The sequence below is a fragment of the Streptomyces sp. NPDC049970 genome, from assembly GCF_040660235.1.
Taxonomy (GTDB): Bacteria; Actinomycetota; Actinomycetes; order Streptomycetales; family Streptomycetaceae; genus Streptomyces.
In genome coordinates this window covers 1-24,391 of record NZ_JBFALP010000018.1, presented here as the reverse complement: position 1 = coordinate 24,391, position 24,391 = coordinate 1, and the positions used below count along the sequence as shown (strand labels likewise).

Sequence of the window (24,391 nt, the reverse complement as noted above, 5' to 3'; positions counted from 1 at the left end):
TCAGACGCGGGTGACCGAGGAGACGGGCATCATGCCGACGGGGTCGTAGCGGACCGGGGCGCCGGGGTACGGGGCGTGGATGACCTGGCCGTTGCCCGCGTACATCCCGATGTGGCTCGCGTCGGCGCGGTAGGCGACGAGATCGCCGGGCCGCGCCTGCGAGAGCGGCACCACGCGGCCCGCGTACCGCTGCGCCTGCGAGGTCCGGGGCAGGCCGACCCCCGCCTGCGCGTACGCCCACTGCATGAGGCCGGAGCAGTCGAACCCGGCCGGGCCGTTGGCACCCCACACGTACGGGCGTCCCAGCGCCTGCCGGGCCGCCGTGAGGGCCGCCATGCCGCGCGCCGAGCCCGGTGCGGACGTCCCGGGCGCGGCCGAGCGGGAGGCCCGGCCCAGCTCCTCGCGGTCGGCGGCGGGCAGCGCGCGCAGCAGCTGCCGGGCGCGGGCCAGCTTGCCCTCGACGGCGCGCTTGTGGCGCGCCAGGGCCGCCCGGTCACGTTCCATGGCGGCGAGGGCTCCGGCGGCCTCGGCACGGCTCTGGGCGATCCTGCGCTGGGCGCGGTGGAGCTTGTGCAGGATCACGGTCCTGCGCTCGCCGGCCCGGTCCAGGGCCGCGGCGCGGTCCAGGAAGGTGTCGGGGTCCGAGGAGAGCAGCAGCGCGAACGCGGGGTCGATGCCGCCCGAACGGTACTGGGCGCCGGCCATCGAGCCGAGGGTGTCCCGCATCCGGTTGACGTCCTCCTGCGTCCGGGCCGCCGAGTCCTGGGCCCTGTCGAGCCGGTCACGCATCCGGCCGAGGTCCTCCCGGGCCGCGTTGTACTTCTCGGTGGCCCGCTCCGCCTCCTCGTGGAGCCGGTCCACCGCGGCCCCGGCGGTCTCGTGGGGCTCCTGCGTCCGGGCACTCGCCGGCGCGGTGCCCAGGGTGGCGGCCGCGGTGGCCGCGGCGGCGGACAGGACGGTGGCCCGGACGCCACGGTTGAGGCCGGGACGGGTGGGGCGGCGATGCGACACCACAGGAAGCCGCACTCCCTTCCGCTGTACGCAGATGTGCGCAGCCCCTGCCGCCCGGGGCGGGCGGACCGACGCACGGGAGCTGCACGGCAGCGCAGAGAGTAACCGTCTAGCTACAGACCGACAAAAGGCCGTACCGGGAGGCGGAGGGGGACGAAACTCCACCGCCCCGCCGGTGACCTGTGGTCTCCGGCGGGGCGGTGTGTCGTCAGGGGGTGGCGCGATTCGCCCGTTCGGGCGTCAGACGCGCACGCCGAACTGGAAGGTGCCCATGTAGTCCATCGACTCGTAGCGGACCACGGCGCCGGGCTTGGGGGCGTGCAGGATCTGGTTGTTGCCCGCGTACAGGCCCACGTGCGAGGTGTTGTTGAAGAAGACCAGGTCGCCCGGCTTCAGGGCGCTGCGACCGATCCGGGCACCGTCGTTGATCTGGGTGTACGTGGTGCGGGTGATCTGGACTCCGGCCTGCGCGTACGCCCACTGGGTCAGCCCCGAGCAGTCGAACGAGTTGGGGCCGGTGCCGCCCGAGACGTACGGCTTGCCCTGCTGCGTGGAGGCGGCCTGGAGGGCGGCGGCGCCACGGGCGGAGGCGGGGAGCTCGTTGCCGAGTTCGACCCGGTCGCCGGCGGCGCGGCTGGCGCGCTGCTCGTCCTGGGCCATCTTGGCGCGCTCGGCGGCGGTGAGGGTGTTGAGCAGCTTCTGGGCGTCGGCGAGCTTGCCCTGGTACTTCTTCTTGTTCTCGTTGAGCGTCTCGCGGACGTCGGCGAGGTCGGTGAGCTTGGCCTGCGCCTCCTTGCGCTGCTGCGCCAGGGTGCGCTGCTTCGCCTGGATCTTCTGCAGCGACTCGGCCTGCTTGGCCGTCAACTGGTCGAGCGCGGAGGCCTGGTCGAGGAAGTCGTCCGGGTCGGAGGAGAGCAGCAGCTGCACCGACGGGTCGAGACCACCGGAGCGGTACTGCGCCGTGGCGAGCGAACCGAGCTCACCACGCAGGGTGTTGAGCTCGTCCTGGCCGCGGGCGACCTTGTCCTGGAGAGCGTCGGCCTGCTTCTTGAGCTTGTCCTGCTGCTCCTTGGCACCGTTGGCCTTCTCGGTGGCGGCCTCGGCCTCGTGGTAGAGCTTGTCGACCTTCGCCTTGACCTCGCTCTTGGTCGGCTTCGGGTCGGCGTGTGCGGCCTGGGAGGTCAGGGCCACTGCTGCTGCTGCGGTCGCGGTGAGCACGGTCACGCGGGTGCGGCTCGGCTGCTTGGGACGACGGTGGGACGCCACGAAGGCGAGCTCCTTCTTCCTCGAGCCGCCTACCGGGCTGTGGGGGATGGCATCCCCGGCTCCGCGCAGGACGGATTCGGCGGTTCCTTCGCTGTCGCCCCGGGTGGGCGATCAACCGTGCGAAGGTTCGAGGCCTGACCATAGTGACCACCTTGTGATCAGTTCAAATCCTCACGAGCAAAATCTCGTCACACCAGGCACTTCTTTACTTTCATCACACTGCGTGTAGCGGCGACTTGACGGTACGTTCCATAAAATCCGGCAAGTCGCCCATGACGCACATGGCGCCCCAATGGCTGTCCCGCAATTCCCGGTGGATCAGCGCGCGGCGTCAGATGCGGTGCATCGCAAGGCGGAGGGACGTCCGCACACTGGACGTATATGGACGTTCCGACAACGCAGCGAGGTGCCGTAGCTGTCGTCGCGCGCCCGCCGGGAATCGCGGGACAGCCCTTAGACGCGTGAAAGGCGCTTGAGGAGCAACGCGGACGCGACCGGTCTCGCTCCGGCCTTCGCGACCCCGTCCGCCACCTCACGGTCGGTGGAGACCACGACGACGGGCCTGCCGACCGGCTCGGCGCGCGCGAGCTGCCTGATCAGCTCGTCGGCGGTCACCCCCGCCTTGCTGAACAGCACCCGCACGCCGCGAGGTGGTGCGAGCAGGACCGGGACGGCCAGTTCGGCACCGTCGAAGACACAGGTCATCTCGGCGCCGGTCTGGGCCGCGAGCAAGGAGAGCCCGCCCAGGAGGCGCAACCGCTGCTTCTCCAGCGGCATCTGCGGATAGCCGGTCTTGGTGACGTTGTAGCCGTCGACGATGAGATGCGCCTGCGGAAGCGCGAGCAGCTGGTCCAGCAGCGCCGGATCGGTCTCCGAAAGCGCCCTGGCCGCGATGTCCTTGGGCGACATACGGCCCGGCTCCACCGCCTCGACGCCGTCCGCGGGACGGATCGACGAAGGGGGCAGGGCCAGTTCGCGGCGCAGGCCCTGGGCAGCTTCGAGCACGGTGTCCAGGAGCAGCCGCAGCCGCATGTCCTCGACCGACCGCCCCTCCCTGGCCGCCCTGCGGCCCGCCTCGACCGAGGCCTCCGCTTCGGCGAGCCTCGCCTTGAGCCGCCGGGTCTCGCTCTCGGCCGCGGACACCTGCGCCGCACTCTCGGCGCGCACGGTCTCCGCCTCGGCACCGATCTTGCGCAGCGCGGCCTCCCCGCGCTTCACCTCGCTGAGGACGCTGCGCAGTTTGCGCTGCAGGGAGTCGGCCTCCTTGCGGGCCGCGTCCAGCTCCGAGCGCAGCCGCTCGGTGTCGGCCCTGGTCTGCCCGCGGGCGTGGTCGAGCTCCTCGCGCAGCCGCTCCAGCTCCCGCCGGGTCTCCTCGTCCGCACGCTCGGCGTGGGCCCGCTGGACCTCCTCGCCGGCCGCGGCGACGAGCTTGACCCAGCCGGCCGGCCGCAGCACGTACGCCGCCGCGGCCACGTCGACCGGGTCGGCGGCGGCGGGGGGCGCACCGGAGCTCAGCGCCTCGGCAAGCTCCGGCTGGGTCTGGCCGATGCGCTCGCCGACACGCCGGCGGAACACCGGGTCGCCCTCCAGCGCGGCCGCCATCGCGTTGCCCGCGAACTTGGCGCGCCGGGTCGGCGTGAAGCGGGCGTACTGCCGGAGCTGGGCGGGGAGTTCACCGACGGTCAGGCCGCCGAAGGCGTCCGAGACCAGCGCCACCACCTTGCGGCGCACGCCCTCGGGCAGCGGACGGTCGAGCGACTCCGCGGAACCGTCGGCCGCGTCGGCCGGTTCGGCGCCGCCTGTCGGCTGCTCCACCATCCATCACCCCAATATGTAGGTCCGCGCGACCCCCGTCAGGAGCCGGCGCCCGGCCTGTCGACCAGTTCGATCTGGTCCACCGCGTTGCACCAGCGGCAGCGCACGGACTCGATGGTCTCACTGACCACCTCCCGCTCCTCGACACTGGACTCACCGGCCAGGTCGAGATGCACGTACTCGACGACCTTGGAGGAACGCGTCACGTCGAAACGGGTGAGGTTGCCGCAGAGTGTGCAGCGCCAGCGGGTCCCGTCCGTCGGCTGGGGAACCGTCGTCATCGTTGCGTCCTCTTTCGTCGTTCGCCGAGTCCTGTGTGCCCAGGTCTTCGATCTCGCGGTGCGCCGTCGAACCTGCGGATGTCGTGCGGCAACCCTACGGCCTCGGGTCTACCCACCGGCACGGCGAGGCGGTCTGCCCCGTTCCCGCCGGGTGCGTCATGCTCTGTACGTGATCGATCGGCAGGAAGTCCACTGGCGGGAACGGACCAGAAGGCTGGGGGCGGTGGCCGGCGGAGCCCCGGTCACGTACGGGCTCATGGCGCTGTGCTGCGCGGTGTTCCTGATCAGCCCGCTCTCCGGGTTCAACCCCTCCCACGGCGAGGGGGACGCCCTCCTCGCCGCGCAGGCCGGCTACTTCGAGCGGTGGGGGGTGATCCCGAGCGAGCTCCTGAACGGCTCGGCGCACTCGGCGCTGACCCCGCTGACCGCCCTCTTCGTGCACGGCAGCTGGCTGCACCTGCTCGGCAACATGCTCTTCCTCTACGTGTTCGGCGCGATGGCCGAGGAGCGCATGGGGCGCGTCGAGTTCCTGTTCTTCTACCTCGCGTGCGGCTACTTCGCCCTGGTCGCCTACGCGGTCGTGCACGCGGGTTCCGACCAGACACTGGTCGGCGCGTCGGGGGCGATCTCCGCGGTGCTCGGCGCGTTCCTCCGCCTCTTCCCCCGGGCCCGGGTCACCAGCCTCTTCCCGTTCCTCTTCTTCCTGCCGCTCCGCTTCCCCGCCTGGATCGTGCTCGTCTTCTGGTTCGTGCTCCAGTGGCTGGCGGCCCAGGGGGCGGGCAGCGGCCCGGGCGTGGCGTACCTCGCCCACGTGGCGGGCTTCGCGACGGGGTTCCTCTACGCCTGGGGACGCCATCGGGGTGGTACTAGAGTGAAGTCTCCAGCCACGGCCACCGAGGGAGAAAGCCAGCCGTGATCACCGCGATCGTTCTCATCAAGACCAGCGTGGACCGGATTCCCGAGATCGCCGAGGCCATTGCCGCGCTGGACAGCGTCAGCGAAGTCTTCTCGGTCACCGGTACGTACGACCTGATCGCCATGGTCCGGGTGGCCAGGCACGACGATCTGGCCGATGTCATCCCGGGCCGGATCAGCAAGATCCAGGGAGTGGAGGGCACCGACACGCACGTGGCCTTCCGCACCTACTCGCAGCACGACCTTGAGGCGGCCTTCGCCATCGGCCTCGACGCCTGACACCGGACACGGCTCCTCGGCCTGGCCGGAGCCGTGTCCGGGGCGGATCAGACCTGCGAGGTACCGCGGTCCGGGACGCAGCGGCCGTCCTCGGTGCGGTAGACCCAGCGCGCTCCCGAGCTCACCAGCTCCCGGACCGCTCCGAGGAACCGCTCGATGTGCTCGTCCGGGGTGCCGGCGCCGAAGCTCACCCGGATGGCGTTGAGGGACCTCTCCCCCGGTGCGGCATCGGGCGCGCCGCACTCGCCCGGGTCCTGCGGCTCGCTGCCCAGCAGGGTCCGGACCAGCGGGTGCGCGCAGAAGAGCCCGTCGCGCACCCCGATGCCGTACTCGGCGGAGAGAGCGGCGGCGAAGTGCGAGCTGCTCCATCCCTCGACCACGAAGGAGATGACGCCGACCCGGGGGGCGTCGTCGCCGAACAGCGAGAGCACCCTCACCTCGGGGACGCCGGCCAGTCCGTCGCGTACCCGGGTGACGAGCTGCTGCTCCCGCTCGACCAGCCGGTCGAAGCCGGCCTCGGTCAGGGCCTTGCAGGCGGCGGCGATGGAGTAGACGCCGATGACGTTGGGCGAGCCGGCCTCGTGCCGGGCGGCCGTGGTGTGCCACTCCACGTCCACACCGCCGTCGGTGCGCCGGGCGACCTTGCGGGAGGCTCCGCCCCCGGCGAGGTAGGGCTTCGCGTCTCGCAGCCAGTCGGCCCGGCCCGCGAGGACACCGGAACCGAACGGGGCGTACAGCTTGTGTCCCGAGAAGGCGATCCAGTCGACGTCCAGCTCCGCGATGTCGACCGGGTGGTGGGGTGCCAACTGGGCGGCGTCGAGGACGATCCGGGCCCCGTGGGCGTGCGCGGCGGCGGCCAGCTCCTTCACCGGCCACAGTTCACCGGTGACGTTGGACGCGCCGGTGACGCAGACCAGCGCCGGACCGCGGGGGTCGCGGTCGGCCAGTGCCCGCTCCAGGGTCTCGACGGCCTGTCCCGGGGTGCGCGGGGCGTCGAGGTAGTCCACCCGGGTGTCGCGCCAGGGCAGCAGTGAGGCGTGGTGCTCGGTCTCGAACACGAAGACCTGGCAGTCGGCGGGCAGCGCCGCGGCCAGCAGGTTGAGGGAGTCGGTCGTCGAGCGGGTGAAGACCACCTGGTCGTCCGCGCGGCAGCCGAGGAACTCCGCGACGGTGGTCCGGCTGGTCTCGAACAGGTCGGTGGAGAGCTGCGAGAGGTATCCGGCGCCGCGGTGGACGCTGCCGTAGTACGGGGCGTAGGCGGCCACGTCGTCCCAGACCCGCTGCAGGGCCGGGGCGCTGGCCGCGTAGTCGAGGGCGGCGTAGGTGACACTGCCGCCCGTGACGAGCGGAACAGTGACATCGGCACCCAGAACCGGCAGCGGGGCACAAACGGACTGGTCGACGGCAGCGGTGGAGACAGACATGGCGAACTCCCGTGAGAGACAGGCGAAGTCCACGCGCCGGCGATCCGACAGGTCGCGGCGGCGCGGGAGAAGAGAGAAGAAGGTGCGCGGAGTAGGGCGTCGTGCCCTATCGCATTCGCTTGCTCACAAGAGGCTCCCTGGGACCAGGACCCCAAGGGGTGGCGTACGACGACGCCGAGGGGCCCGCGCTTGCCGCAGACCTCGCTGCCTGCGGCCTGGTCTTCACCCGGGGCACCCCGCCACGGACGGAGGGTTGCCGGACAGCGGGCCGGGGCCGTAGTCGCTGTCACTCATGACCTGCGCAGCATCTTGCCATATGCGTGGCCACGCGCAAGGGCGCGGTCCGCGATGCGGACCGCGCCCCTGTTCGCCTCGTGCGCGCCTCAGGCGTTGCTGGCGGTCACCCAGCGCTCCAGCGCACGCCTCGCCGCGCCCGAGTCGATGGCCTCCGCGGCCCGGCGCATCCCCCCGGCGAGCTGCTCGTTCAGCGTGCCCTCGCCCGGGTCCAACGCGACCAGGGCGGCTGCCGAGTTGAGGAGTACCGCGTCCCGCACGGGACCGGTCTCCCCGGCCAGCAGGCGGCGGGCGACATCCGCGTTGTACGACGCGTCGGCACCGCGCAGGGCCTCGACGGGCACCACTTCCAGCCCCACGTCACGCGGGTCGAACGCCTCCTCGCGGACAGTGCCGTCACGGACGACCCACACCCGGGAGGTGGCCGTGGTGGTCAGCTCGTCGAGGCCGTCGTCGCCCCGGAAGACGAGCGCGGAGTTCCCCCGGTCCGCCAGCACCCCGGCCACGATGGGCGCCATCTTCGGGTCGGCGACGCCGATCGCCTGGGACCGCACCCGGGCCGGGTTGGTGAGCGGCCCCAGGATGTTGAACGTGGTCTGGGTGCCGAGCTCCTTGCGGGCCCTGGCCGCGTACCGGAGGGCTGGGTGGAACTTCACCGCGAAGCAGAAGGTGATACCGGCTTCCTCGGCGACGGAGACGACGCGCTGCGGCGTCAGTTCGAGGTTGACCCCGAGCTTCTCCAGCACGTCGGAGGCACCGCTCGCCGAGGAGGAGGCGCGGTTGCCGTGCTTGACGACCTTCGCGCCCGTGCCGGCGACGACGATCGCCGACATGGTGGAGATGTTGACCGTCTTGGCCATGTCGCCGCCGGTCCCCACGATGTCGACCGTGTGACCGGGCACCTCGATGGTGTGGGCGTGCTCGTACATGGCGCGGACGAGTCCGGTCACCTCGTCGACGGTCTCGCCCTTGGCCCGCAGCGCGACCGCGAACCCGGCGATCTGGACGTCCGTCGCCTCGCCGCTCATGATGCGGTTCATGGCCCAGGCGGTGTCGTCCGCGTCCAGGTGCTCGCCGCGCAGGAGGGGGGTCAGCACGCCGGGCCAGGTACGGGCCGCCACGCTGTCGCCGCCGTCCGGGGTCACAACGTTCATGGTCCGCTCCTGGGGGTCCACAGCCGATAGAAGATGCCTCCACCCTATCCAGCCCGGAGACAGCGAAGAGCCCCGTCCATCGGATGGACGGGGCTCGCGCTGTGGCGGTCAGCTGAGGTGATCAGTGGTGGCCGTGGCCGCTGGTGATCTCCTTGTACTCCTCGGCGGTGGGCTTGGCGATCTGGCTCTCGTCGCCGAAGTAGCTCTTGCTGAGGCGTGCGCGCAGCTTCTGCAGAGCCGAGGGCTTGCGCTCGACACCGTTCTCGTCGACCGTCGGGCCGATCTCGACCGGCTTGTACTGCTCGTGCGCGGTGAGCGTGTGCAGCTGCCCCTGGCCGAGCGGCTCGTGGATCTCGACGAACTCACCGTGCGGCAGGCGCTTGATGGTGCCGGACTCGCGCCCGTGCAGCACCTTCTCCTTGTCGCGGCGCTGGAGGCCGAGGCAGATCCGCTTCGTGACGATGAACGCCAGGACCGGGCCGACGAAGAAGGCGATCCGTACGAACCAGCTGATCGCGTTGAGCGACAGGTGGAAGTGGGTCGCGAAGATGTCGTTGCCGCCGCCGATCAGCATGACGATGTAGATCGTCACCCAGGCGACGCCGAGCCCGGTGCGGGTCGGGGCGTTCCGCGGCTTGTCCAGGATGTGGTGCTCGCGCTTGTCCCCGGTGATCCAAGACTCGATGAACGGGTAGAGCGCCAGGGCCCCGAGGATCACACCGAAGAGGACCAGCGGGATGAGCACGCCCAGGACCAGCGTGTGGCCCCAGAGGTTGATCTCCCAGCCCGGCATCACGCGGACGAAGCCCTCGGCGAATCCCATGTACCAGTCCGGCTGGGCGCCCGTGGACACCTGGTCGGGACGGTAGGGGCCGAGCGCCCAGATCGGGTTGATCGAGGCGATGGCCGCGATGATCGCGATGAAGCCGAAGACCAGGAAGAAGAAGCCTCCGGCCTTGGCCATGTACACCGGCAGCAGGGGCATGCCGACGACGTTCTTGTTCGTACGGCCGGGGCCGGCGAACTGCGTGTGCTTGTGGAAGAACACCAGGATGAGGTGGCCGACCACGAGCCCGAGCATGATGCCCGGCAGCAGCAGGATGTGGATCGAGTAGAACCTCGCGATGATGTCCGTGCCGGGGAACTCCCCGCCGAACAGGAACATCGAGATGTACGTACCGACGATGGGCATCGACAGGATCGCGCCCTGGGTGAAGCGCACACCCGTACCGGAGAGCAGGTCGTCCGGGAGGGAGTAGCCGGTGAACCCGGTGAACATGCCGAGCACGAACAGCAGGAAGCCGAACAGCCAGTTGATCTCACGCGGCTTGCGGTACGCGCCGGTGAAGAACACCCGGAACATGTGCACGAACATGCCGGCGAGGAAGATCACCGCTGCCCAGTGGTGGATCTGCCGGACCAGCAGACCACCGCGGACGTCGAAGCTGATGTCCAGCGTCGAGGCGTAGGCCTCGGACATCCGGATGCCCTGCATCGGCTCGTACGAGCCGTGGTACACGACCTCGTTCATGCTCGGGTGGAAGAACAGCGTCAGGTACACACCCGTGAGGATGATGATGATGAAGCTGTAGAGGCAGATCTCACCGAGCATGAAGGACCAGTGGTCCGGGAAGATCTTGCGCATGTTGGCCTTGGCCAGGCCGTAGATGCCCAGCCGGCCGTCCGCCCAGTCGGCCACCCGCTCACCGGCGGGCGCCTTGCGCTGTGTTTCCGTCGCAGTACTCATCCGCGCTCCCAGAAGGCAGGACCGACGGGCTCTTCGAAGTCACCGAGCGCCTCGAGGTTGCCCTCGCTGTTCACACCGATCCGCAGCTGCGGAAGCGCGTGACCGGCCGGACCGAAGATGACGCGGGCGCCGTCGGAGAGGTCGAAGGTGGACTGGTGGCACGGGCAGAGCACGTGGTGCGTCTGCTGCTCGTACAGGCTGATCGGGCAGCCGACGTGGGTGCAGATCTTGGAGAAGGCCACGATTCCCTCGTGGGCCCACTCGCGCTCCCGCTTGTCCTTGATGTTGTCCGGCTCGATGCGGATGATCATCAGGGCGGCCTTGGCGATCTGCGTCTGGAAGTCGTGCGCGTCCTCCTCCAGGCCCTCGGGCATGGCGAAGGTGAGCGAACCGACGACGACGTCCTCGGGGCGCAGCGGCTCCATCGTGTTCATGTTGACGAGCTGCTTGCCCTTCGCCCACAGGGTGGAGCGGAGCTTCTTCTCCGGCAGCGGACCGAGGTCGCGCAGGAGCACCACACCGGAGAGCGGCACGAAGGCCAGCGCGCCGAACATGGTGTTGCGGATCAGCTTGCGCCTGCCGAGCGCGGACTCCTCGGCACCGGCCGCGAAGTCGGCCATGACCTTGGCCTTGACCTCCGGCGTCGCCTCGATGGCGTGCCGGTCGTCGGCGACCTCCACGTCGGACATCAGGGTGCGCGCCCAGTGGACGGCGCCCGCGCCGATGAGGAACAGCGCCAGGCCCAGGGTGAGCCCCAGGGAGAAGTTGAGCGCGCTCACGTGGCCGAACGGCCAGATGAAGACGATCTTGTCGACCGGGAAGATGACGTACGAGGCGATGAAGCCGACCGTCGCCAGCATGGACAAGGTGAACATGAACGCGACGGCTCGCTCGGAGCGCCTGGCGGCCCGTTCGTCGATGTCCTGGATGCGCGGCCGGTGGGCCGGCAGCCCCGGGTCGGCGAACGGATCGTCCGCGACCGCTACCGCGCCGTGCGCGGCGTCCTGCGCTTCCGGCAGGTTCTCTTCTGGAATCTGTTGGCTACTCATGACTTCTTGGCCTTAGCGGTGTGGGCCGCGACCCAGACGGCGATGGCGACCAGTCCGCCCAGTCCGAAGATCCAGCCGAAGAGACCCTCACTCACGGGGCCGAGGCCACCGAGGGAGAGCCCGCCGGGGGTCTCGGCGTTGTCACCGTTCACGGTCTTGATGTACGCGATGATGTCTTTCTTCTCCTGCTCCGGAAGGGTGGTGTCCGGGAAGGAGGGCATGCTCTGCGGGCCGGTCTGCATGGCCTCGTAGATGTGCTTCGGGCTCACGCCTTCGAGGGTGGGGGCGTACTTGCCGTGTGTCAGCGCGCCGCCCTCGCCGGTGAAGTTGTGGCACTGCGCGCAGTTGGTGCGGAACAGGTCGCCGCCCTTGGCCACGTCGGCACCCGCGGGGTCGACCTGGCTCTCGGTGGGCGTGATCGGACCGGCGCCGAGCGACGAGATGTACGCCGCGAGCTGGTCGATCTCGGCCTGGTCGTAGATGACCTTCTTCTTCGGGATCTGGGCACCCGGCTGCTGGGCCGGCATGCGTCCGGTGGCCACCTGGAAGTCGACGGCGGCGGAGCCGACGCCCACGAGGGACGGCCCGTCGGTGGTGCCCTGACCGCCGGTTCCGTGGCAGCTGGCGCAGCCCACGGAGTAGAGCTTCTTGCCCTCGTCGATGGCGAGGGACTGGGCGGTGTCGTCGGCCTGCGCCTTACCCGCAGGTGCGAACGCGGCGTACAGCCCCCCGGTGGCCGCCAGCGCGAGGAGTAGTACGACGACCGCCGCCAGCGGATGGCGTCGTCGTGCGGAGAGCTTTTTCACGGATTACCCCGGTGTCAGGATCTTCTGCGTCGATGGTGGGTGGGTGCGAGCCCGGTTACTTGATCATGTAGATCGTGGCGAACAGGCCGATCCAGACGACATCGACGAAGTGCCAGTAGTAGGACACGACGATGGCCGCGGTGGCCTGCTCATGGGTGAATCTCGAGGCCGCGTATGTCCTGCCCAGGACGAGCAGGAAGGCGATGAGACCGCCTGTCACATGCAGACCGTGGAAGCCGGTCGTCAGGTAGAACACCGAACCGTACGGGTCGGAGGACAGGGAGAGACCCGCGTCCTTGACCAGCTCGGTGTACTCGAGGACCTGGCCTCCGATGAAGATCGAACCCATCACGAACGTGATGATGAACCAGGTGCGGAGCTTCTTCACATCGCCCCGCTCCGCGGCGAAAACGCCGAGCTGGCAGGTGAGGGAGGAAAGCACCAGGATCGTCGTGTTCGTCGCCGAGAACGGGAAGTTCAGATGGTGAGCCATCTCCTTCCAGTGATCGGGTCCCATCACCGATCGCAGGGTGAAGTACATCGCGAAGAGGGCCGCGAAGAACATCAGCTCGGAACTCAACCAGATGATGGTTCCGACGCTGGTGAGGTTCGGCCGATTGACCGACGGGTGCGCGTGCCCGGTTTCTACTGTCGTTGCTGTCGCCACGACCGACATTATGTCGGTCGCTTATCCCGCCCTCACTCCCGGGGGTGCCGTTCGGTGTGTCAGTGCTGTGTGTCCGCACCGAACGGCCCATCGAATCACTGTCGTCACCGGTGCTGACAGGCTGTCCGCCGGAGTACGATCCGCCCATCGGTTCATGCCCCGAGAGCCCCGAAGACACAGACGTCACGGAGGAACAATGCAGCCGACCGCCACGGTCCTGGTCTACAGCGACGACGCCAACACCCGTGAGCAGGTGAGGCTCGCCGCCGGGCGCAGGCCTGCGGCGGACGTGCCACCGGTGGAGTTCCTGGAGTGCGCCACCCTGCCGGCCGTCCTGAGCGCCATGGACCGGGGCGGCATCGACGTCTGTGTGCTCGACGGCGAGACGGCGCCGGCGGGCGGCATGGGCGTGTGCCGGCAGATCAAGGACGAGATCTTCGACTGCCCGCCCGTGCTGCTGCTGATCGGGCGCCCGCAGGACGCCTGGCTGGCCACCTGGAGCCGCGCCGACGCCGCAGTGACGCTGCCGGTGGACCCGGTCGACTTCGCGGACACCCTCGCGTCCGTCCTGCGCCGCAGGCTGTCCGTGGAGGCCTGAGGCCACGCGGCGCGCGGCGGAGGGGCTCCGAACCCCTCCGCCGCGCTCTCCCGGGGTGTTGCGCACTCCAGGCCTGATCAGACCTGGGGACGCAGTCGCGCCGTCTGGACGTCGGTGCCGGCGTCGGGCGAGCCGCTCCGCAGGGCGCTCCCCTTCTGCCAGGCGTCCCAGGCCAGGTTCCAGTCGCCGAAGCCGTTGTCGAACGGCGTCATGGTCTCGCCGTCGCTGCCCACGACCTTGACGACGTCGCCCTCGCGGACCGTCTCGAAGAACCACTCGGCGTCGGCGGTGCTCATGCCGGTGCAGCCGTGGCTGACGTTGGCACTGCCCTGCGACCCCGTGGACCAGGGCGCGGCGTGCACGTACTCGCCGCTCCAGGTGACCCGGGTCGCCCAGTAGACGGGCAGGTCGTAGGACTCCGAGGAGCCGGAGGCGATGCCGATGCTCTCACCGCGCATCCGTACGAACTGCTCCTTGGCCAGCACGACCTTGACGCCGTTGCGCGTGTCGAAGCCGGGCTTGCCCGTGGTGACCGGAATGGTGTTGATCACCTCACCGTTGCGCAGCACCGTCATGGAGTGGTCCGAGGCGTCGGTGATCGCTTCTATCCGGTCACCGGTCGTGAGCTTCAGGGGCTTGGCCGCGCCCCCGTACAGCGCGTTGCTCACCTTTATGCCCTTGAGGTTGCTGCGTACGTCGATCGAGGCGTCGGCGGGCCAGAACTCCTTGGGGCGGTAGTGCAGGGTCTTGTCGTCGACCCAGTACCAGGAGCCGGTGACGGCCGGCGTGGAGCGGACCTGCAGCCCGCGCTCGACGGTGGCCCTGGCCGCCCGGTCGGTGACCGGAGCGCTGAGTTCCGCCGTGAGGGGCTGTCCGACGCCGTAGGTGCCCGCCTGCGGGCCGAAGTCGACCTTCAGGAACTTCTTGGCCGCCGTCGTGCCGAAGCTGTACGTGCGGCTGCCAGGGGCCCCGTCGTCGTTCTCCGTGGTGACCTTGACGGTGTATCGGGTTCCGGCGGCGAGCGAGGTGGTGGAGTGCCACCGCTTGCCGTCCGCGTCGAGCTCGCCCGCCAGGTGGCGGCCCTCGGTGTCGACGGCCGTCACGTCCGTGATGGTCACGTCGTCGTCCTTGACGGTGAATTCGAGGGGCTTGTCGGGGTCGGCCTTCTTCTTCCCGGAAGGGCCGTTGAAGGAGACCGTGTCGGCTGCGTCGTACGGCTTGAGCGACAGCGGATGGCCGTCGGGCTCTCCACAGGCGGTCGCACCCGCTACCAGGGTCACGACCAGCACGGTGCAGCTCACTACGGTGCGGATGCGCGGCGTGTGGTTCATGAACCCACGCTAAGAAGATTCATCCGATCCAGCGCGTTCAGTGACTGCAAACGGGGGCCCGGCCCGCTCGTTACTGAGCGGGCCGGGCCCCCGTACGGGTGCTGTGCGTCCTTGGGCGGCGTGTCTTACTGGGTGCGGTTCTCGCCCCGGTAGTACTCGAAGACCCAGCCGAAGAGGCCGACCAGGAGCAGCGGGGCCGCGAAGTACGCGAGCCACCAGCCGAAGACGACTCCCATGAAGAGGAAGGCACCTCCGATGGCGAGCGAGAGCGGCTGCCAGCTGTGCGGCGAGAAGAAGCCCACCTCGCCGGCCTCGTCCGCGACGTCGGCCTCCTTGTTGTCCTGGGCCATCGCGTCGACCCTGTTGGCCGTGAAGGCCAGGTAGAAGCCGATCATGAGGGTCAGGCCGAAGGAGAGGACCAGCGCGGTGGTGCCGACGGGCTCCTTGGACCACACGCCGTACGTGACGGCCATGGCCCCCATGAAGAGGCTGAGCCAGAGGAAGAGCTTGCCCTGGATCTTCACTTGCCGTCCTCCTTGCCCGCGAGAACCTTGTCACCCTCGGACAGGTGGTCCAGCTGCTCGAGCGCCGCGATCTCCGGGTGGTGCAGGTCGAACGCCGGGGATTCGGAGCGGATCCGCGGCAGGCTGATGAAGTTGTGCCGCGGGGGCGGGCAGGACGTAGCCCATTCGAGCGAACGTCCGTAGCCCCAGGGGTCGTCGACCTCGATCTTCTTGCCGTACTTCGCGGTCTTCCAGATGTTGTAGAAGAACGGGAGCATCGACAGACCGAGCACGAACGAGGAGATCGTCGAGATCGTGTTCAGAGCGGTGAAGCCGTCGGCGGCGAGGTAGTCCGCGTAACGGCGCGGCATGCCCTCGGCACCGAGCCAGTGCTGCACCAGGAAGGTGCCGTGGAACCCCACGAACAGCGTCCAGAAGGTCATCTTCCCGAGCCGCTCGTCCAGCATCTTGCCGGTGAACTTCGGCCACCAGAAGTGGAACCCGGCGAACATCGCGAAGACCACGGTGCCGAAGACGACGTAGTGGAAGTGCGCGACGACGAAGTACGAGTCGGAGACGTGGAAGTCCAGCGGCGGCGAGGCCAGGATCACGCCGGTCAGGCCACCGAAGGCGAAGGTGATCAGGAAGCCGACGGACCAGAGCATCGGTGTCTCGAACGACAACGACCCCTTCCACATCGTGCCGATCCAGTTGAAGAACTTCACACCGGTGGGCACCGCGATGAGGAACGTCATGAACGAGAAGAACGGCAACAGGACGCCGCCCGTGACGTACATGTGGTGCGCCCAGACCGTCACGGAAAGGCCGGCGATGGAGATCGTCGCCGCGACCAGACCGATATAGCCGAACATCGGCTTGCGGCTGAATACCGGAATGATCTCGGAAATGATTCCGAAGAACGGTAGGGCGATGATGTACACCTCTGGATGGCCGAAGAACCAGAAGAGGTGTTGCCAGAGCAGTGCGCCACCGTTCGACGCGTCGAAGATGTGTGCGCCGAATTTTCGGTCGACCTCCAGCGCGAAGAGCGCGGCTGCCAGGACCGGGAACGCCAGCAGGACCAGAACACCGGTCAGCAGGACGTTCCACACGAAGATCGGCATACGGAACATCGTCATGCCGGGGGCGCGCATGCAGATGATCGTGGTGATGAAGTTGACCGAACCGAGGATCGTGCCGAAGCCGGAGAAGGCCAGACCCATGATCCACATGTCGGCGCCGACACCCGGCGAGCGGACCGCGTCCGACAGCGGGGAGTAGGCGAACCATCCGAAGTCGGCCGCACCCTGCGGGGTGAGGAAGCCGGCCACCGCGATGAGCGAGCCGAAGAGGTACAGCCAGTACGCGAACATGTTCAGCCGCGGGAACGCCACGTCGGGCGCGCCGATCTGCAGCGGCATGATCCAGTTCGCGAATCCGGCGAACAGCGGCGTCGCGAACATCAGCAGCATGATCGTGCCGTGCATCGTGAACGCCTGGTTGAACTGCTCGTTCGACATGATCTGCGTGCCGGGGCGGGCCAGCTCGGCGCGCATGAAGAGCGCCAGAAGGCCACCGATGACGAAGAACGCGAACGATGTGACCAGGTACATCGTGCCGATCGTCTTGTGGTCAGTGGTGGTCATCCACTTGACGACGACACTTCCCCGCTGCTTGGGCCGCACCGGCAGCTCATCCTCGAACGAGTCGTCTGCTGCCGCGGCACCCTGGGATTCATTGAGGATGCTCACAGTTTGTTGGTCTCCGCATTCCTGGCCGGGTCCGTCTGCTCGATGCCTGCCGGCACGTAGCCCGTCTGACCCTTGTCCGCCAGCTCCTTGAGGTGCTGCTGGTAGCGCTCGGGAGAGACGATCTTGACGTTGAAGAGCATCCGGGAGTGGTCGACGCCGCAGAGCTCGGCGCACTTACCCATGTAGGTGCCCTCCTTCTTCGGCGTGACCTCGAAGGAGTTGGTGTGGCCCGGAATGACGTCCTGCTTCATGAGGAACGGCACCACCCAGAAGGAGTGGATGACGTCACGCGAAGTAAGGACGAAGCGGACCTTCTCCCCCTTCGGCAGCCACAGGGTCGGACCCGGGTTGCCGTTCTGCGGGTTCCTCGTACCGGGGACACCCACGTCGTAGACGCCGCCGGCGCCCTCGGGGAAGTCCTCACGGAACCTGTTGGGGATGGCGTCGAGCTCCTTCGGGACCTCGTTGCCGGCGGAGGGCTGGCCCTCCACCTTCTCGATGTAGTTGAAGCCCCAGCTCCACTGGTAGCCGACCACGTTGATCGTGTGGGCCGGCTTCGGGCTGAGTTCGAGGAGCTTCGATTCATCGCGCGCGGTGAAGTAGAAGAGCACCGAGACGATGATGAGGGGGACCACTGTGTACAGCGCCTCGATAGGCATGTTGTACCTGGTCTGCTGCGGTACCTCCACCTTGGTCCTGCTACGCCGGTGGAAGATGACGCTCCACAGGATCAGCCCCCAGACGAGGACACCCGTGGCGAGCGCTGCCGCCCACGAGCCCTGCCAGAGGGAGAGGATCCGAGGGGCCTCTTCCGTTACCGGGGTGGGCATACCGAGGCGGGGGAAATCCTCCCAGTTGTATGAACAACCGGAGGCCGTCGCCAGGACCAGGCCCGCAGTCAGCACCTGCGGCAGCTTCCGCCGCATCGGGCGCCGCGACGAGCGGTCGGAGCCGTTGGGACTCACGTAGCGCCTTCCCGAGAGTCTCGCCCGCACGGTCGGCGCGCCCGTCTCACTTGGTCGGTCGCCGGCCCTGACGCGGGCAGGGGTTTGGATGTTTATGCGGACCAAACCCTACTGGACGCTATTTGGGGTCGCGCGGGGAGGGTGCCCAACGCGCCGCCCGACACCCCGAAGGGGTGGAATCCGCGCCTCCGGCCGTCATCTGACGCACCCTCTCCCCTCGGGGGAGGCGGCCCGCCACCTGGGGAGGGCCTCCCGCGGGCTAGCGTGACGGCGTGCCCTACTTCGACGCGGCTTCGTCCGCCCCCCTGCACCCGGTCGCCCGCCAGGCGCTGCTTGCCTCCCTGGACGAGGGCTGGGCCGATCCCGCCCGGCTCTACCGCGAGGGACGGCGGGCCGCGCTGCTCCTGGACGCGGCCAGGGAGACCGCCGCGGAGGCGGTGGGCTGCCGGCCGGACGAGCTCGTCTTCACCTCTTCGGGCACCCGGGCGGTGCACTCGGCCACCGCCGGAGCACTTTCCGGCCGTCGGCGTGTCGGCCGGCATCTGGTGCTCTCCGCCGTCGAGCACTCCTCGGTACTCCATGCGGCGGCGGCGCTGGAGGCGGCGGGCGGGTCGTCCACCGAGGTGCCGGTGGACCGGACGGGAGCGGTGGACCCGGCGGAGTACGCCCGGGTGCTGCGCGCGGACACGGCCCTGGCCTGCCTGCAGTCCGCCAACCACGAGGTGGGCACCGAGCAGCCGGTGGCGGAGACCGCGGAGATCTGCGCCGACGCCGGTGTGCCCCTGCTGGTGGACGCCGCCCAGTCACTGGGCTGGGGTCCGGTGCCCGGCCGCTGGTCGCTGCTGACCGCGAGCGCGCACAAGTGGGGAGGGCCGGCCGGTGTCGGGCTGCTCGCCGTGCGCAAGGGGGTCCGGTTCGCGCCCCGAGGGCCCGCCGACGAGCGGGAGTCGGGGCGGGCGGCGGGTTTCGAGAACATCCCGGCGGTCGTGGCCGCCGCGGCCTCGCTCCGGGCGGTACGCGCGGAGGCGGCGGCCGAGGCCGTACGGCTGCGCGCCCTGGTGGACCGGATCCGGGCGGAGGTGGCGACCCTGGTGCCCGATGTGGAGGTGGTCGGCGATCCGGAGCGGCGGCTGCCGCACCTGGTGACCTTCTCCTGTCTCTATGTCGACGGGGAGACCTTGCTCCACGAGCTGGATCGTGCCGGTTTCTCTGTTTCGTCCGGTTCATCCTGCACGAGCAGCACCCTGACGCCGAGCCATGTCCTGAGGGCGATGGGCGTGCTCACCGAGGGGAACATCCGGTTGTCGCTGCCCGCCGGCACCTCGCCGGACGAGGTCGACCGCTTCCTGCGCGTGCTGCCCGGCGTGGTGGCCGGGGTCCGGGAGAAGCTCGGCGCGCCCGCAGGGGCGGGCCCCTCGGCCGTGCCGCGAGGCTCGCTCGTGGTCGACGCGCTGGGCAGGCGCTGCCCGATCCCGGTCATCGAACTCGCAAAGGTGATCGGGGAGGTACCCGTGGGCGGCACGGTGACGGTGCTGGCCGACGACGAGGCGGCACGCCTCGACATCCCCGCCTGGTGCGAGATGCGCGAGCAGGAGTACGTGGGTGAGGAGCCGGCGGACCGGGGCTCGGCCTATGTGGTCCGCCGGCTCCTGTGACCCGTTCCGCTCGTGTCAGGAGAGGTGCTTGCGGACCTCGGCCGCGGCCTCGTCGCCGTACGCCTTGGTGAAGCGGTCCATGAAGTGGGTGCGGCGCAGGGTGTACTCCTGGGTGCCGACGGTCTCGATGACCAGGGTCGCGAGCATGCAGCCGACCTGGGCGGCGCGCTCGAGGTCCACACCCCAGGTGAGCCCCGAGAGGAAACCGGCGCGGAACGCGTCGCCGACGCCGGTCGGGTCGGCCTTGCGCTCCTCCTCGGCACAGCCGACCTCGATGGGGTCCTGGCCGGCCCGCTCGATGCGGACGCCCCGGGCGCCGAGCGTGGTGACGCGGTGGCCGACCCTGGACAGGATCTCCTCGTCGCTCCACCCGGTCTTGGACTCGATGAGCCCCTTCTCGTACTCGTTGGAGAAGAGGTACGTGGCGCCGTCGAGGAGGATGCGGATCTCCTCGCCGTCCATCCGGGCGATCTGCTGGGAGAAGTCGGCGGCGAACGGGATACCCCGCGAGCGGCACTCCTCGGTGTGGCGGAGCATCGCCTCGGGGTCGTCGGCTCCGATGGACACCAGGTCGAGGCCGCCCACGCGGTCGGCGACGCTCTTGAGCTCGATCAGCCGCGCCTCGCTCATCGCGCCGGTGTAGAAGGAGCCGATCTGGTTGTGGTCGGCGTCCGTCGTGCAGACGAAGCGCGCCGTGTGCAGGACCTCGGAGATACGGATCGATCCGGTGTCCACGCCGTGCCGGTCGAGCCAGGCGCGGTAGTCGTCGAAGTCCGCTCCGGCGGCACCGACCAGGATCGGCTGGGTGCCGAGCACACCCATGCCGAAGGCGATGTTGGCGCCGACTCCCCCACGTCGCACGTCGAGGTTGTCGACCAGGAAGGAGAGCGAGACCGTGTGCAGCTGGTCGGCGACCAGCTGGTCGGCGAATCGGCCGGGGAAGGTCATGAGGTGGTCGGTGGCGATGGAGCCTGTGACTGCAATGCGCACGGGGAGCTGCTCCTGCGGAAGGCGAAGGGAACGCGTGAGCGCGCCCTCCGGGACGGCGTGACAGTTCACGCTACCCGGTGACGCCACCGTGCCTGAAAGGTCAAAACTACCCGATAGTAGGGCTTTCTACCTGGGCTCCACCCTGCGTACGGTGCGGATATGTCGAACACGATCGTTTCGCATGAGTCCGAGATGAGCCTGGCCGAGCTGCGCGGTGACTGCGCCCGGATGGCACCGCACTGGGTCGTACCCGAGAGGAGCGCCACGAAGCCGGTGGAGCCCTCACGCATCCACGGGGTGACCGTGCCGCCGTCCTCCGCCCGGCTGATCGACGGCATGTCCGAGTACGGGGACTGATCAGGACCGCCCGCACGGCTCCGCGTGCGGGCGGTCCTGGCCCTCGGCGCGGTTCCACGGCGGTCGCGGTGGAACCGCTCGCTCCCCTGCCCCGTCCCACCGGTGTCCCCCGGCCCCGGGGGACGGACGATGTGCCAGTGACGGCCAGGCAGCCGAAGGAGCGATCCGGTGAGCACCGAGCGACCCGAGAATGACGTGACCGGTACCCGGCGGCGGCGCTCGCCGTTCGCCGTGACCTCGGTGGCGGCAGCCGTGCTGCTGGCCGGAGGCGGGGCCGCGTACTGGGCCTCGAACGCGTCGGGCGACGGCGGTACGGACACCGCCCCGGCCGCGTCCGGGGACGGCACTCCCCCACTGCTCGGGCTGGACCGCGCGGACGGCCCGTCGGCACCGCCGCCGGGCATCGCGCCGGGCGAGCCCGACCCGCACGGCGACGGCGTCGTCTACCGCGCCGAGGGCGAGCTGCCGGACGGGCCCGCCTCGGCCGCCGTGCGGCGCGCCACGGGCACGGTGACCTCCGCCGAGGTGGCCCGGCTGGCGAAGGCCCTCGGACTGCCGGGGGTGCCGCGCTCGGAGGGCACGGCGTGGAAGGTGGGCAGCGACGGGGACGGTTCCGGACCGGTCCTGCGGGTGACCAAGCAGGCGCCCGGCACCTGGACCTTCGACCGCTACGCCTCCGGGCCGGACAACTGCGATCCCGGGCCGGCCTGCGAGAAGCGGGATCCCGCGCCGCCCTCCGGTTCACCGGTCGACGAGAAGACCGCCGAGGCCGCGGCCGCCCCGGTGCTCAAGGCCGTGGGGCAGGACGACGCCGCGCTCGACACGCGCCAGCTGATGGGCGCGGTACGGGTGGTGAACGCCGATCCGGTGGTGGGCGGACTGCCGACGTACGGCTGGTCGACCGGGATCCAGGTGGGTGCCGGAGGAAAGGTCGTCGGAGGCACCGGGAGCCTCAAGGGCCTGGAGAAGGGCGACAGTTACCCCGTGATCGGCGCGGACGAGGCGCTCAGGCAGCTGAACGCGGAAGGCGGGCGGACCGCGAAGGGCACCATCGGCGGCTGCGCGACCCCCGTACCGCTGGAGGACGGCTCCTCGCCGGAGCCCGGCTGCGGTTCGCCCGGCGGGACCCCGGGGAGCACCACCGCGACGGTCGAGAAGGCGGAGTTCGGACTCGCGGCCCGGTACGCCGACGGGGAGCGGATCCTCGTGCCCTCCTGGCTCTTCTCCGTACGGCCCGAAGGCGGCGGCCCGGTGAACACGGTCGTCCGTGTCGCGGTGCACCCGGACCATCTGAAGCCGGAGAGCACCCCGTCGGCCCCCGAACCCACGAAGGACCCCGGGGCCGGGGGTACGGGGATCACCTCGTACAGCGCGGACGGCCGGACGCTGGAGGTCGCCTTCTGGGGCGGCGTGTGCAGCACCTACACGGCGCGCGCCACGGAGACGGACTCGGCGGTCCGGATCACGGTCACCGAGTCGAAGCCGGATCCCGGGAAGGCCTGCGTCATGATCGCCAAGGAGCTGACCCGGACGGTGACGCTGGACTCGCCGCTGGACGGCCGCACGGTGGTCGACGCCGGATCGGGCGAGAGGGTGCCGCGCACCTGACCCCGGCCACGGATACGACGACGGCGGCGCCTCCCGGTCCGGGAGGCGCCGCCGTCGTCGTACGTATCAGGGTTTAGCTGAAGGAGTCACCGCAGGCGCAGGATCCCGTCGCGTTCGGGTTGTCGATCGTGAAGCCCTGCTTCTCGATGGTGTCCACGAAGTCGACGGAGGCACCGCCCAGGTACGGGGCGCTCATCCGGTCGGTGACGACCTTGACGCCGCCGAAGTCCTTCACGACGTCGCCGTCGAGCGAGCGCTCGTCGAAGAAGAGCTGGTAGCGGAGGCCCGAGCAGCCGCCGGGCTGAACGGCGACGCGCAGCGCCAGGTCGTCACGGCCCTCCTGCTCCAGCAGGGTCTTGACCTTGGATGCGGCGGCGTCGGACAGGAGAATGCCGTCGCTCACGGTGGTGGTCTCGTCCGATACGGACATCTGCTTCTCTCCCGGGTTGTACGGACTGCTTGCCGACGGTCCAACCATCGGGGCCTCGGATTCATTCCGGGCCGGGCACGTGCCTGTTCCCTTCATGCTCGCACACCACCCCCGCGAGGGGATGCGTCACATCGACGCTATCGGCATCGTCAAGCTGACACAAAGGGGCTATGATAGATAACGTCAATTAGACGAAAAGGCGTTCCGCAGAAAAGAAAGGGTGCGTGTCGTGACCACCGCCCAGCCCCTGGATGTCCAGCCGACGCCCCTCGCCCTCCTGCTGCTCGGCCGCGAGGCCGACCCGCGGAGCGAGCGCGGGGTCGAATGCCCGGGCGACCTGCCCTCCCCGTCCGACCCGGACCTGGTGGAGCGGGCCCGTGCCGCCAAGGAGAAGCTCGGGGACAAGGTCTTCGTGCTCGGACACCACTACCAGCGCGACGAGGTCATCCAGTTCGCGGACGTCACCGGCGACTCCTTCAAGCTCGCCCGGGACGCCGCCGCCCGGCCCGAGGCGGAGTACATCGTCTTCTGTGGCGTGCACTTCATGGCCGAGTCCGCGGACATCCTGACCGGCGACGACCAGAAGGTCGTGCTGCCGGACCTGGCGGCGGGCTGCTCGATGGCCGACATGGCCACCGCGGAGCAGGTCGCCGAGTGCTGGGACGTGCTGACCGAGGCGGGGGTCTCCGACCAGGTCGTGCCGGTCTCGTACATGAACTCCTCCGCCGACATCAAGGCCTTCACCGGCAGGCACGGCGGCACGATCTGCACCTCGTCCAATGCGAAGCGGGCCCTGGAGTGGGCCTTCGAGCAGGGCGAGAAGGTCCTCTTCCTGCCGGACCAGCACCTGGGCCGCAACACGGCCGTGCGGGACATGGGGATGACCCTGGAGGACTGCGTCCTCTACAACCCGCACAAGCCGAACGGCGGCCTGACCGCCGAGGAGCTGCGCGGCGCGAAGATGATCCTGTGGCGCGGGCACTGCTCGGTGCACGGGCGCTTCTCGGTGGAGTCCGTCGACGACGTCCGTGAGCGGATCCCGGGCGTCAACGTGCTGGTGCACCCGGAGTGCAAGCACGAGGTCGTGTCCGCCGCGGACCAGGTCGGCTCCACGGAGTACATCATCAAGGCCCTGGAGGCGGCGCCGGCCGGTTCCAAGTGGGCGATCGGTACGGAGCTGAACCTGGTCCGCCGACTGGCGAACCGTTTCGCCGCCGAGGACAAGGAGGTCGTCTTCCTCGACAAGACGGTCTGCTTCTGCTCGACGATGAACCGGATCGACCTGCCGCACCTGGTGTGGACCCTGGAGTCACTGGCCGAGGGAAACCTGGTCAACCGGATCCAGGTCGACGCGGAGACCGAGAAGTACGCGAAGCTGGCGCTGGAGCGGATGCTGGCGCTGCCGTAGGGAAGTTCCGCGTGGAGAAGGCCCCCGACGACGTCGGGGGGCGGGAGCACCCCCAGCGCGGGGGCCGGCCGCCGGACCGGGCGCCCG

At 69.6% G+C, this 24,391-nt stretch carries 23 protein-coding genes and 1 riboswitch; of the genes, 7 read left to right on the top strand and 16 right to left on the bottom strand.

Features of this window, described 5'->3' with window-relative positions; translation table 11 throughout:
• The 4 genes from AB0I83_RS25695 to AB0I83_RS25680 all read right to left on the bottom strand — a co-directional run bounded on the left by AB0I83_RS25695 (position 1) and on the right by AB0I83_RS25680 (position 4,373).
• Positions 1–1,014: a C40 family peptidase gene (locus AB0I83_RS25695; protein ID WP_363306291.1), complete on the bottom strand. Its 1,014-nt coding sequence runs from the start codon at positions 1,012–1,014 to the stop codon at positions 1–3.
• Between the two features lie 237 nt (positions 1,015–1,251).
• A complete protein-coding gene (locus AB0I83_RS25690) occupies positions 1,252–2,277 on the bottom strand; it encodes an NlpC/P60 family protein (protein ID WP_356536789.1) in 1,026 nt (341 codons plus the stop codon).
• 453 nt (positions 2,278–2,730) lie between these two features.
• Entirely contained in the window at positions 2,731–4,095 is a 1,365-nt protein-coding gene (locus AB0I83_RS25685) for an NYN domain-containing protein (RefSeq protein ID WP_363306289.1), read from the bottom strand.
• Positions 4,096–4,130: 35 nt separating this feature from the next.
• Positions 4,131–4,373 (bottom strand): hypothetical protein, encoded by a 243-nt coding sequence (locus AB0I83_RS25680; protein ID WP_356536793.1) that lies wholly within the window; start codon positions 4,371–4,373, stop codon positions 4,131–4,133.
• Positions 4,374–4,542: 169 nt separating this feature from the next.
• Between AB0I83_RS25680 and AB0I83_RS25675 the strand changes: the two genes are divergently transcribed.
• Both AB0I83_RS25675 and AB0I83_RS25670 read left to right on the top strand, forming a co-directional pair.
• Positions 4,543–5,289, top strand: coding sequence for a rhomboid family intramembrane serine protease (locus AB0I83_RS25675; RefSeq protein ID WP_363306288.1), 747 nt, complete (start codon positions 4,543–4,545; stop codon positions 5,287–5,289).
• Complete coding sequence (locus tag AB0I83_RS25670; protein ID WP_104784870.1) at positions 5,286–5,567, top strand: Lrp/AsnC ligand binding domain-containing protein; 282 nt, start codon at positions 5,286–5,288, stop codon at positions 5,565–5,567. Before AB0I83_RS25675 ends, AB0I83_RS25670 begins: the two co-directional genes overlap by 4 nt.
• A gap of 47 nt (positions 5,568–5,614) precedes the next feature.
• Here AB0I83_RS25670 and AB0I83_RS25665 read toward each other — a convergent pair whose 3' ends face one another.
• The 6 genes from AB0I83_RS25665 to AB0I83_RS25640 all read right to left on the bottom strand — a co-directional run bounded on the left by AB0I83_RS25665 (position 5,615) and on the right by AB0I83_RS25640 (position 12,717).
• Positions 5,615–6,991, bottom strand: coding sequence for an aminotransferase class V-fold PLP-dependent enzyme (locus AB0I83_RS25665; RefSeq protein WP_363306287.1), 1,377 nt, complete (start codon positions 6,989–6,991; stop codon positions 5,615–5,617).
• A 180-nt stretch (positions 6,992–7,171) separates the two neighbouring features.
• Positions 7,172–7,289, bottom strand: a riboswitch (SAM riboswitch).
• Between the two features lie 85 nt (positions 7,290–7,374).
• Entirely contained in the window at positions 7,375–8,439 is a 1,065-nt protein-coding gene (gene trpD, locus AB0I83_RS25660; RefSeq protein ID WP_356536797.1) for an anthranilate phosphoribosyltransferase, read from the bottom strand.
• A gap of 121 nt (positions 8,440–8,560) precedes the next feature.
• Complete coding sequence (locus AB0I83_RS25655; protein WP_356536798.1) at positions 8,561–10,186, bottom strand: cytochrome bc complex cytochrome b subunit; 1,626 nt, start codon at positions 10,184–10,186, stop codon at positions 8,561–8,563.
• On the bottom strand, positions 10,183–11,235 hold the full coding sequence (locus AB0I83_RS25650) for a Rieske 2Fe-2S domain-containing protein (protein WP_356536800.1): 1,053 nt from the start codon (positions 11,233–11,235) through the stop codon (positions 10,183–10,185). Before AB0I83_RS25650 ends, AB0I83_RS25655 begins: the two co-directional genes overlap by 4 nt.
• Positions 11,232–12,041: a c-type cytochrome gene (locus AB0I83_RS25645; protein WP_356536802.1), complete on the bottom strand. Its 810-nt coding sequence runs from the start codon at positions 12,039–12,041 to the stop codon at positions 11,232–11,234. Before AB0I83_RS25645 ends, AB0I83_RS25650 begins: the two co-directional genes overlap by 4 nt.
• Positions 12,042–12,096: 55 nt before the next feature.
• Entirely contained in the window at positions 12,097–12,717 is a 621-nt protein-coding gene (locus AB0I83_RS25640) for a heme-copper oxidase subunit III (RefSeq protein ID WP_205019672.1), read from the bottom strand.
• A gap of 187 nt (positions 12,718–12,904) precedes the next feature.
• On the opposite strand from AB0I83_RS25640, the gene AB0I83_RS25635 reads away from it, so the two are divergent.
• Positions 12,905–13,306 (top strand): hypothetical protein, encoded by a 402-nt coding sequence (locus AB0I83_RS25635; RefSeq protein WP_356536804.1) that lies wholly within the window; start codon positions 12,905–12,907, stop codon positions 13,304–13,306.
• 77 nt (positions 13,307–13,383) lie between these two features.
• On the opposite strand, the gene AB0I83_RS25630 is transcribed toward AB0I83_RS25635, so the two are convergent.
• From AB0I83_RS25630 to coxB, 4 genes are all read right to left on the bottom strand, one after another.
• On the bottom strand, positions 13,384–14,637 hold the full coding sequence (locus tag AB0I83_RS25630; RefSeq protein WP_363306286.1) for an Ig-like domain-containing protein: 1,254 nt from the start codon (positions 14,635–14,637) through the stop codon (positions 13,384–13,386).
• A 125-nt stretch (positions 14,638–14,762) separates the two neighbouring features.
• Complete coding sequence (locus tag AB0I83_RS25625; protein WP_356536808.1) at positions 14,763–15,161, bottom strand: cytochrome c oxidase subunit 4; 399 nt, start codon at positions 15,159–15,161, stop codon at positions 14,763–14,765.
• Positions 15,158–16,891 (bottom strand): cytochrome c oxidase subunit I, encoded by a 1,734-nt coding sequence (gene ctaD, locus AB0I83_RS25620; protein WP_363306285.1) that lies wholly within the window; start codon positions 16,889–16,891, stop codon positions 15,158–15,160. Before ctaD ends, AB0I83_RS25625 begins: the two co-directional genes overlap by 4 nt.
• Positions 16,888–17,856 (bottom strand): cytochrome c oxidase subunit II, encoded by a 969-nt coding sequence (gene coxB / locus AB0I83_RS25615; protein WP_356538174.1) that lies wholly within the window; start codon positions 17,854–17,856, stop codon positions 16,888–16,890. The genes ctaD and coxB overlap by 4 nt, the downstream gene beginning before the upstream one ends.
• A gap of 272 nt (positions 17,857–18,128) precedes the next feature.
• Between coxB and AB0I83_RS25610 the strand changes: the two genes are divergently transcribed.
• On the top strand, positions 18,129–19,511 hold the full coding sequence (locus AB0I83_RS25610; protein WP_363306283.1) for an aminotransferase class V-fold PLP-dependent enzyme: 1,383 nt from the start codon (positions 18,129–18,131) through the stop codon (positions 19,509–19,511).
• A 15-nt stretch (positions 19,512–19,526) separates the two neighbouring features.
• On the opposite strand, the gene AB0I83_RS25605 is transcribed toward AB0I83_RS25610, so the two are convergent.
• A complete protein-coding gene (locus AB0I83_RS25605; protein ID WP_363306282.1) occupies positions 19,527–20,501 on the bottom strand; it encodes a carbohydrate kinase family protein in 975 nt (324 codons plus the stop codon).
• Between the two features lie 159 nt (positions 20,502–20,660).
• Here AB0I83_RS25605 and AB0I83_RS25600 point away from each other — a divergent pair, with 159 nt between their 5' ends.
• Positions 20,661–20,858: a hypothetical protein gene (locus tag AB0I83_RS25600; RefSeq protein WP_356538180.1), complete on the top strand. Its 198-nt coding sequence runs from the start codon at positions 20,661–20,663 to the stop codon at positions 20,856–20,858.
• Between the two features lie 168 nt (positions 20,859–21,026).
• Complete coding sequence (locus tag AB0I83_RS25595) at positions 21,027–22,466, top strand: hypothetical protein (protein WP_363306281.1); 1,440 nt, start codon at positions 21,027–21,029, stop codon at positions 22,464–22,466.
• A gap of 73 nt (positions 22,467–22,539) precedes the next feature.
• Here the strand turns inward: AB0I83_RS25595 and AB0I83_RS25590 are convergent, their stop codons facing one another.
• Positions 22,540–22,896 carry an iron-sulfur cluster assembly accessory protein gene (locus AB0I83_RS25590; RefSeq protein WP_327119342.1) on the bottom strand — a complete coding sequence of 119 codons (357 nt, stop codon included), beginning with the start codon at positions 22,894–22,896 and terminating at the stop codon, positions 22,540–22,542.
• Between the two features lie 220 nt (positions 22,897–23,116).
• Here AB0I83_RS25590 and nadA point away from each other — a divergent pair, with 220 nt between their 5' ends.
• Positions 23,117–24,304, top strand: a complete 1,188-nt coding sequence (gene nadA / locus AB0I83_RS25585; protein ID WP_363306280.1) for a quinolinate synthase NadA — start codon at positions 23,117–23,119, stop codon at positions 24,302–24,304.
• Positions 24,305–24,391 lie beyond the last annotated feature (87 nt).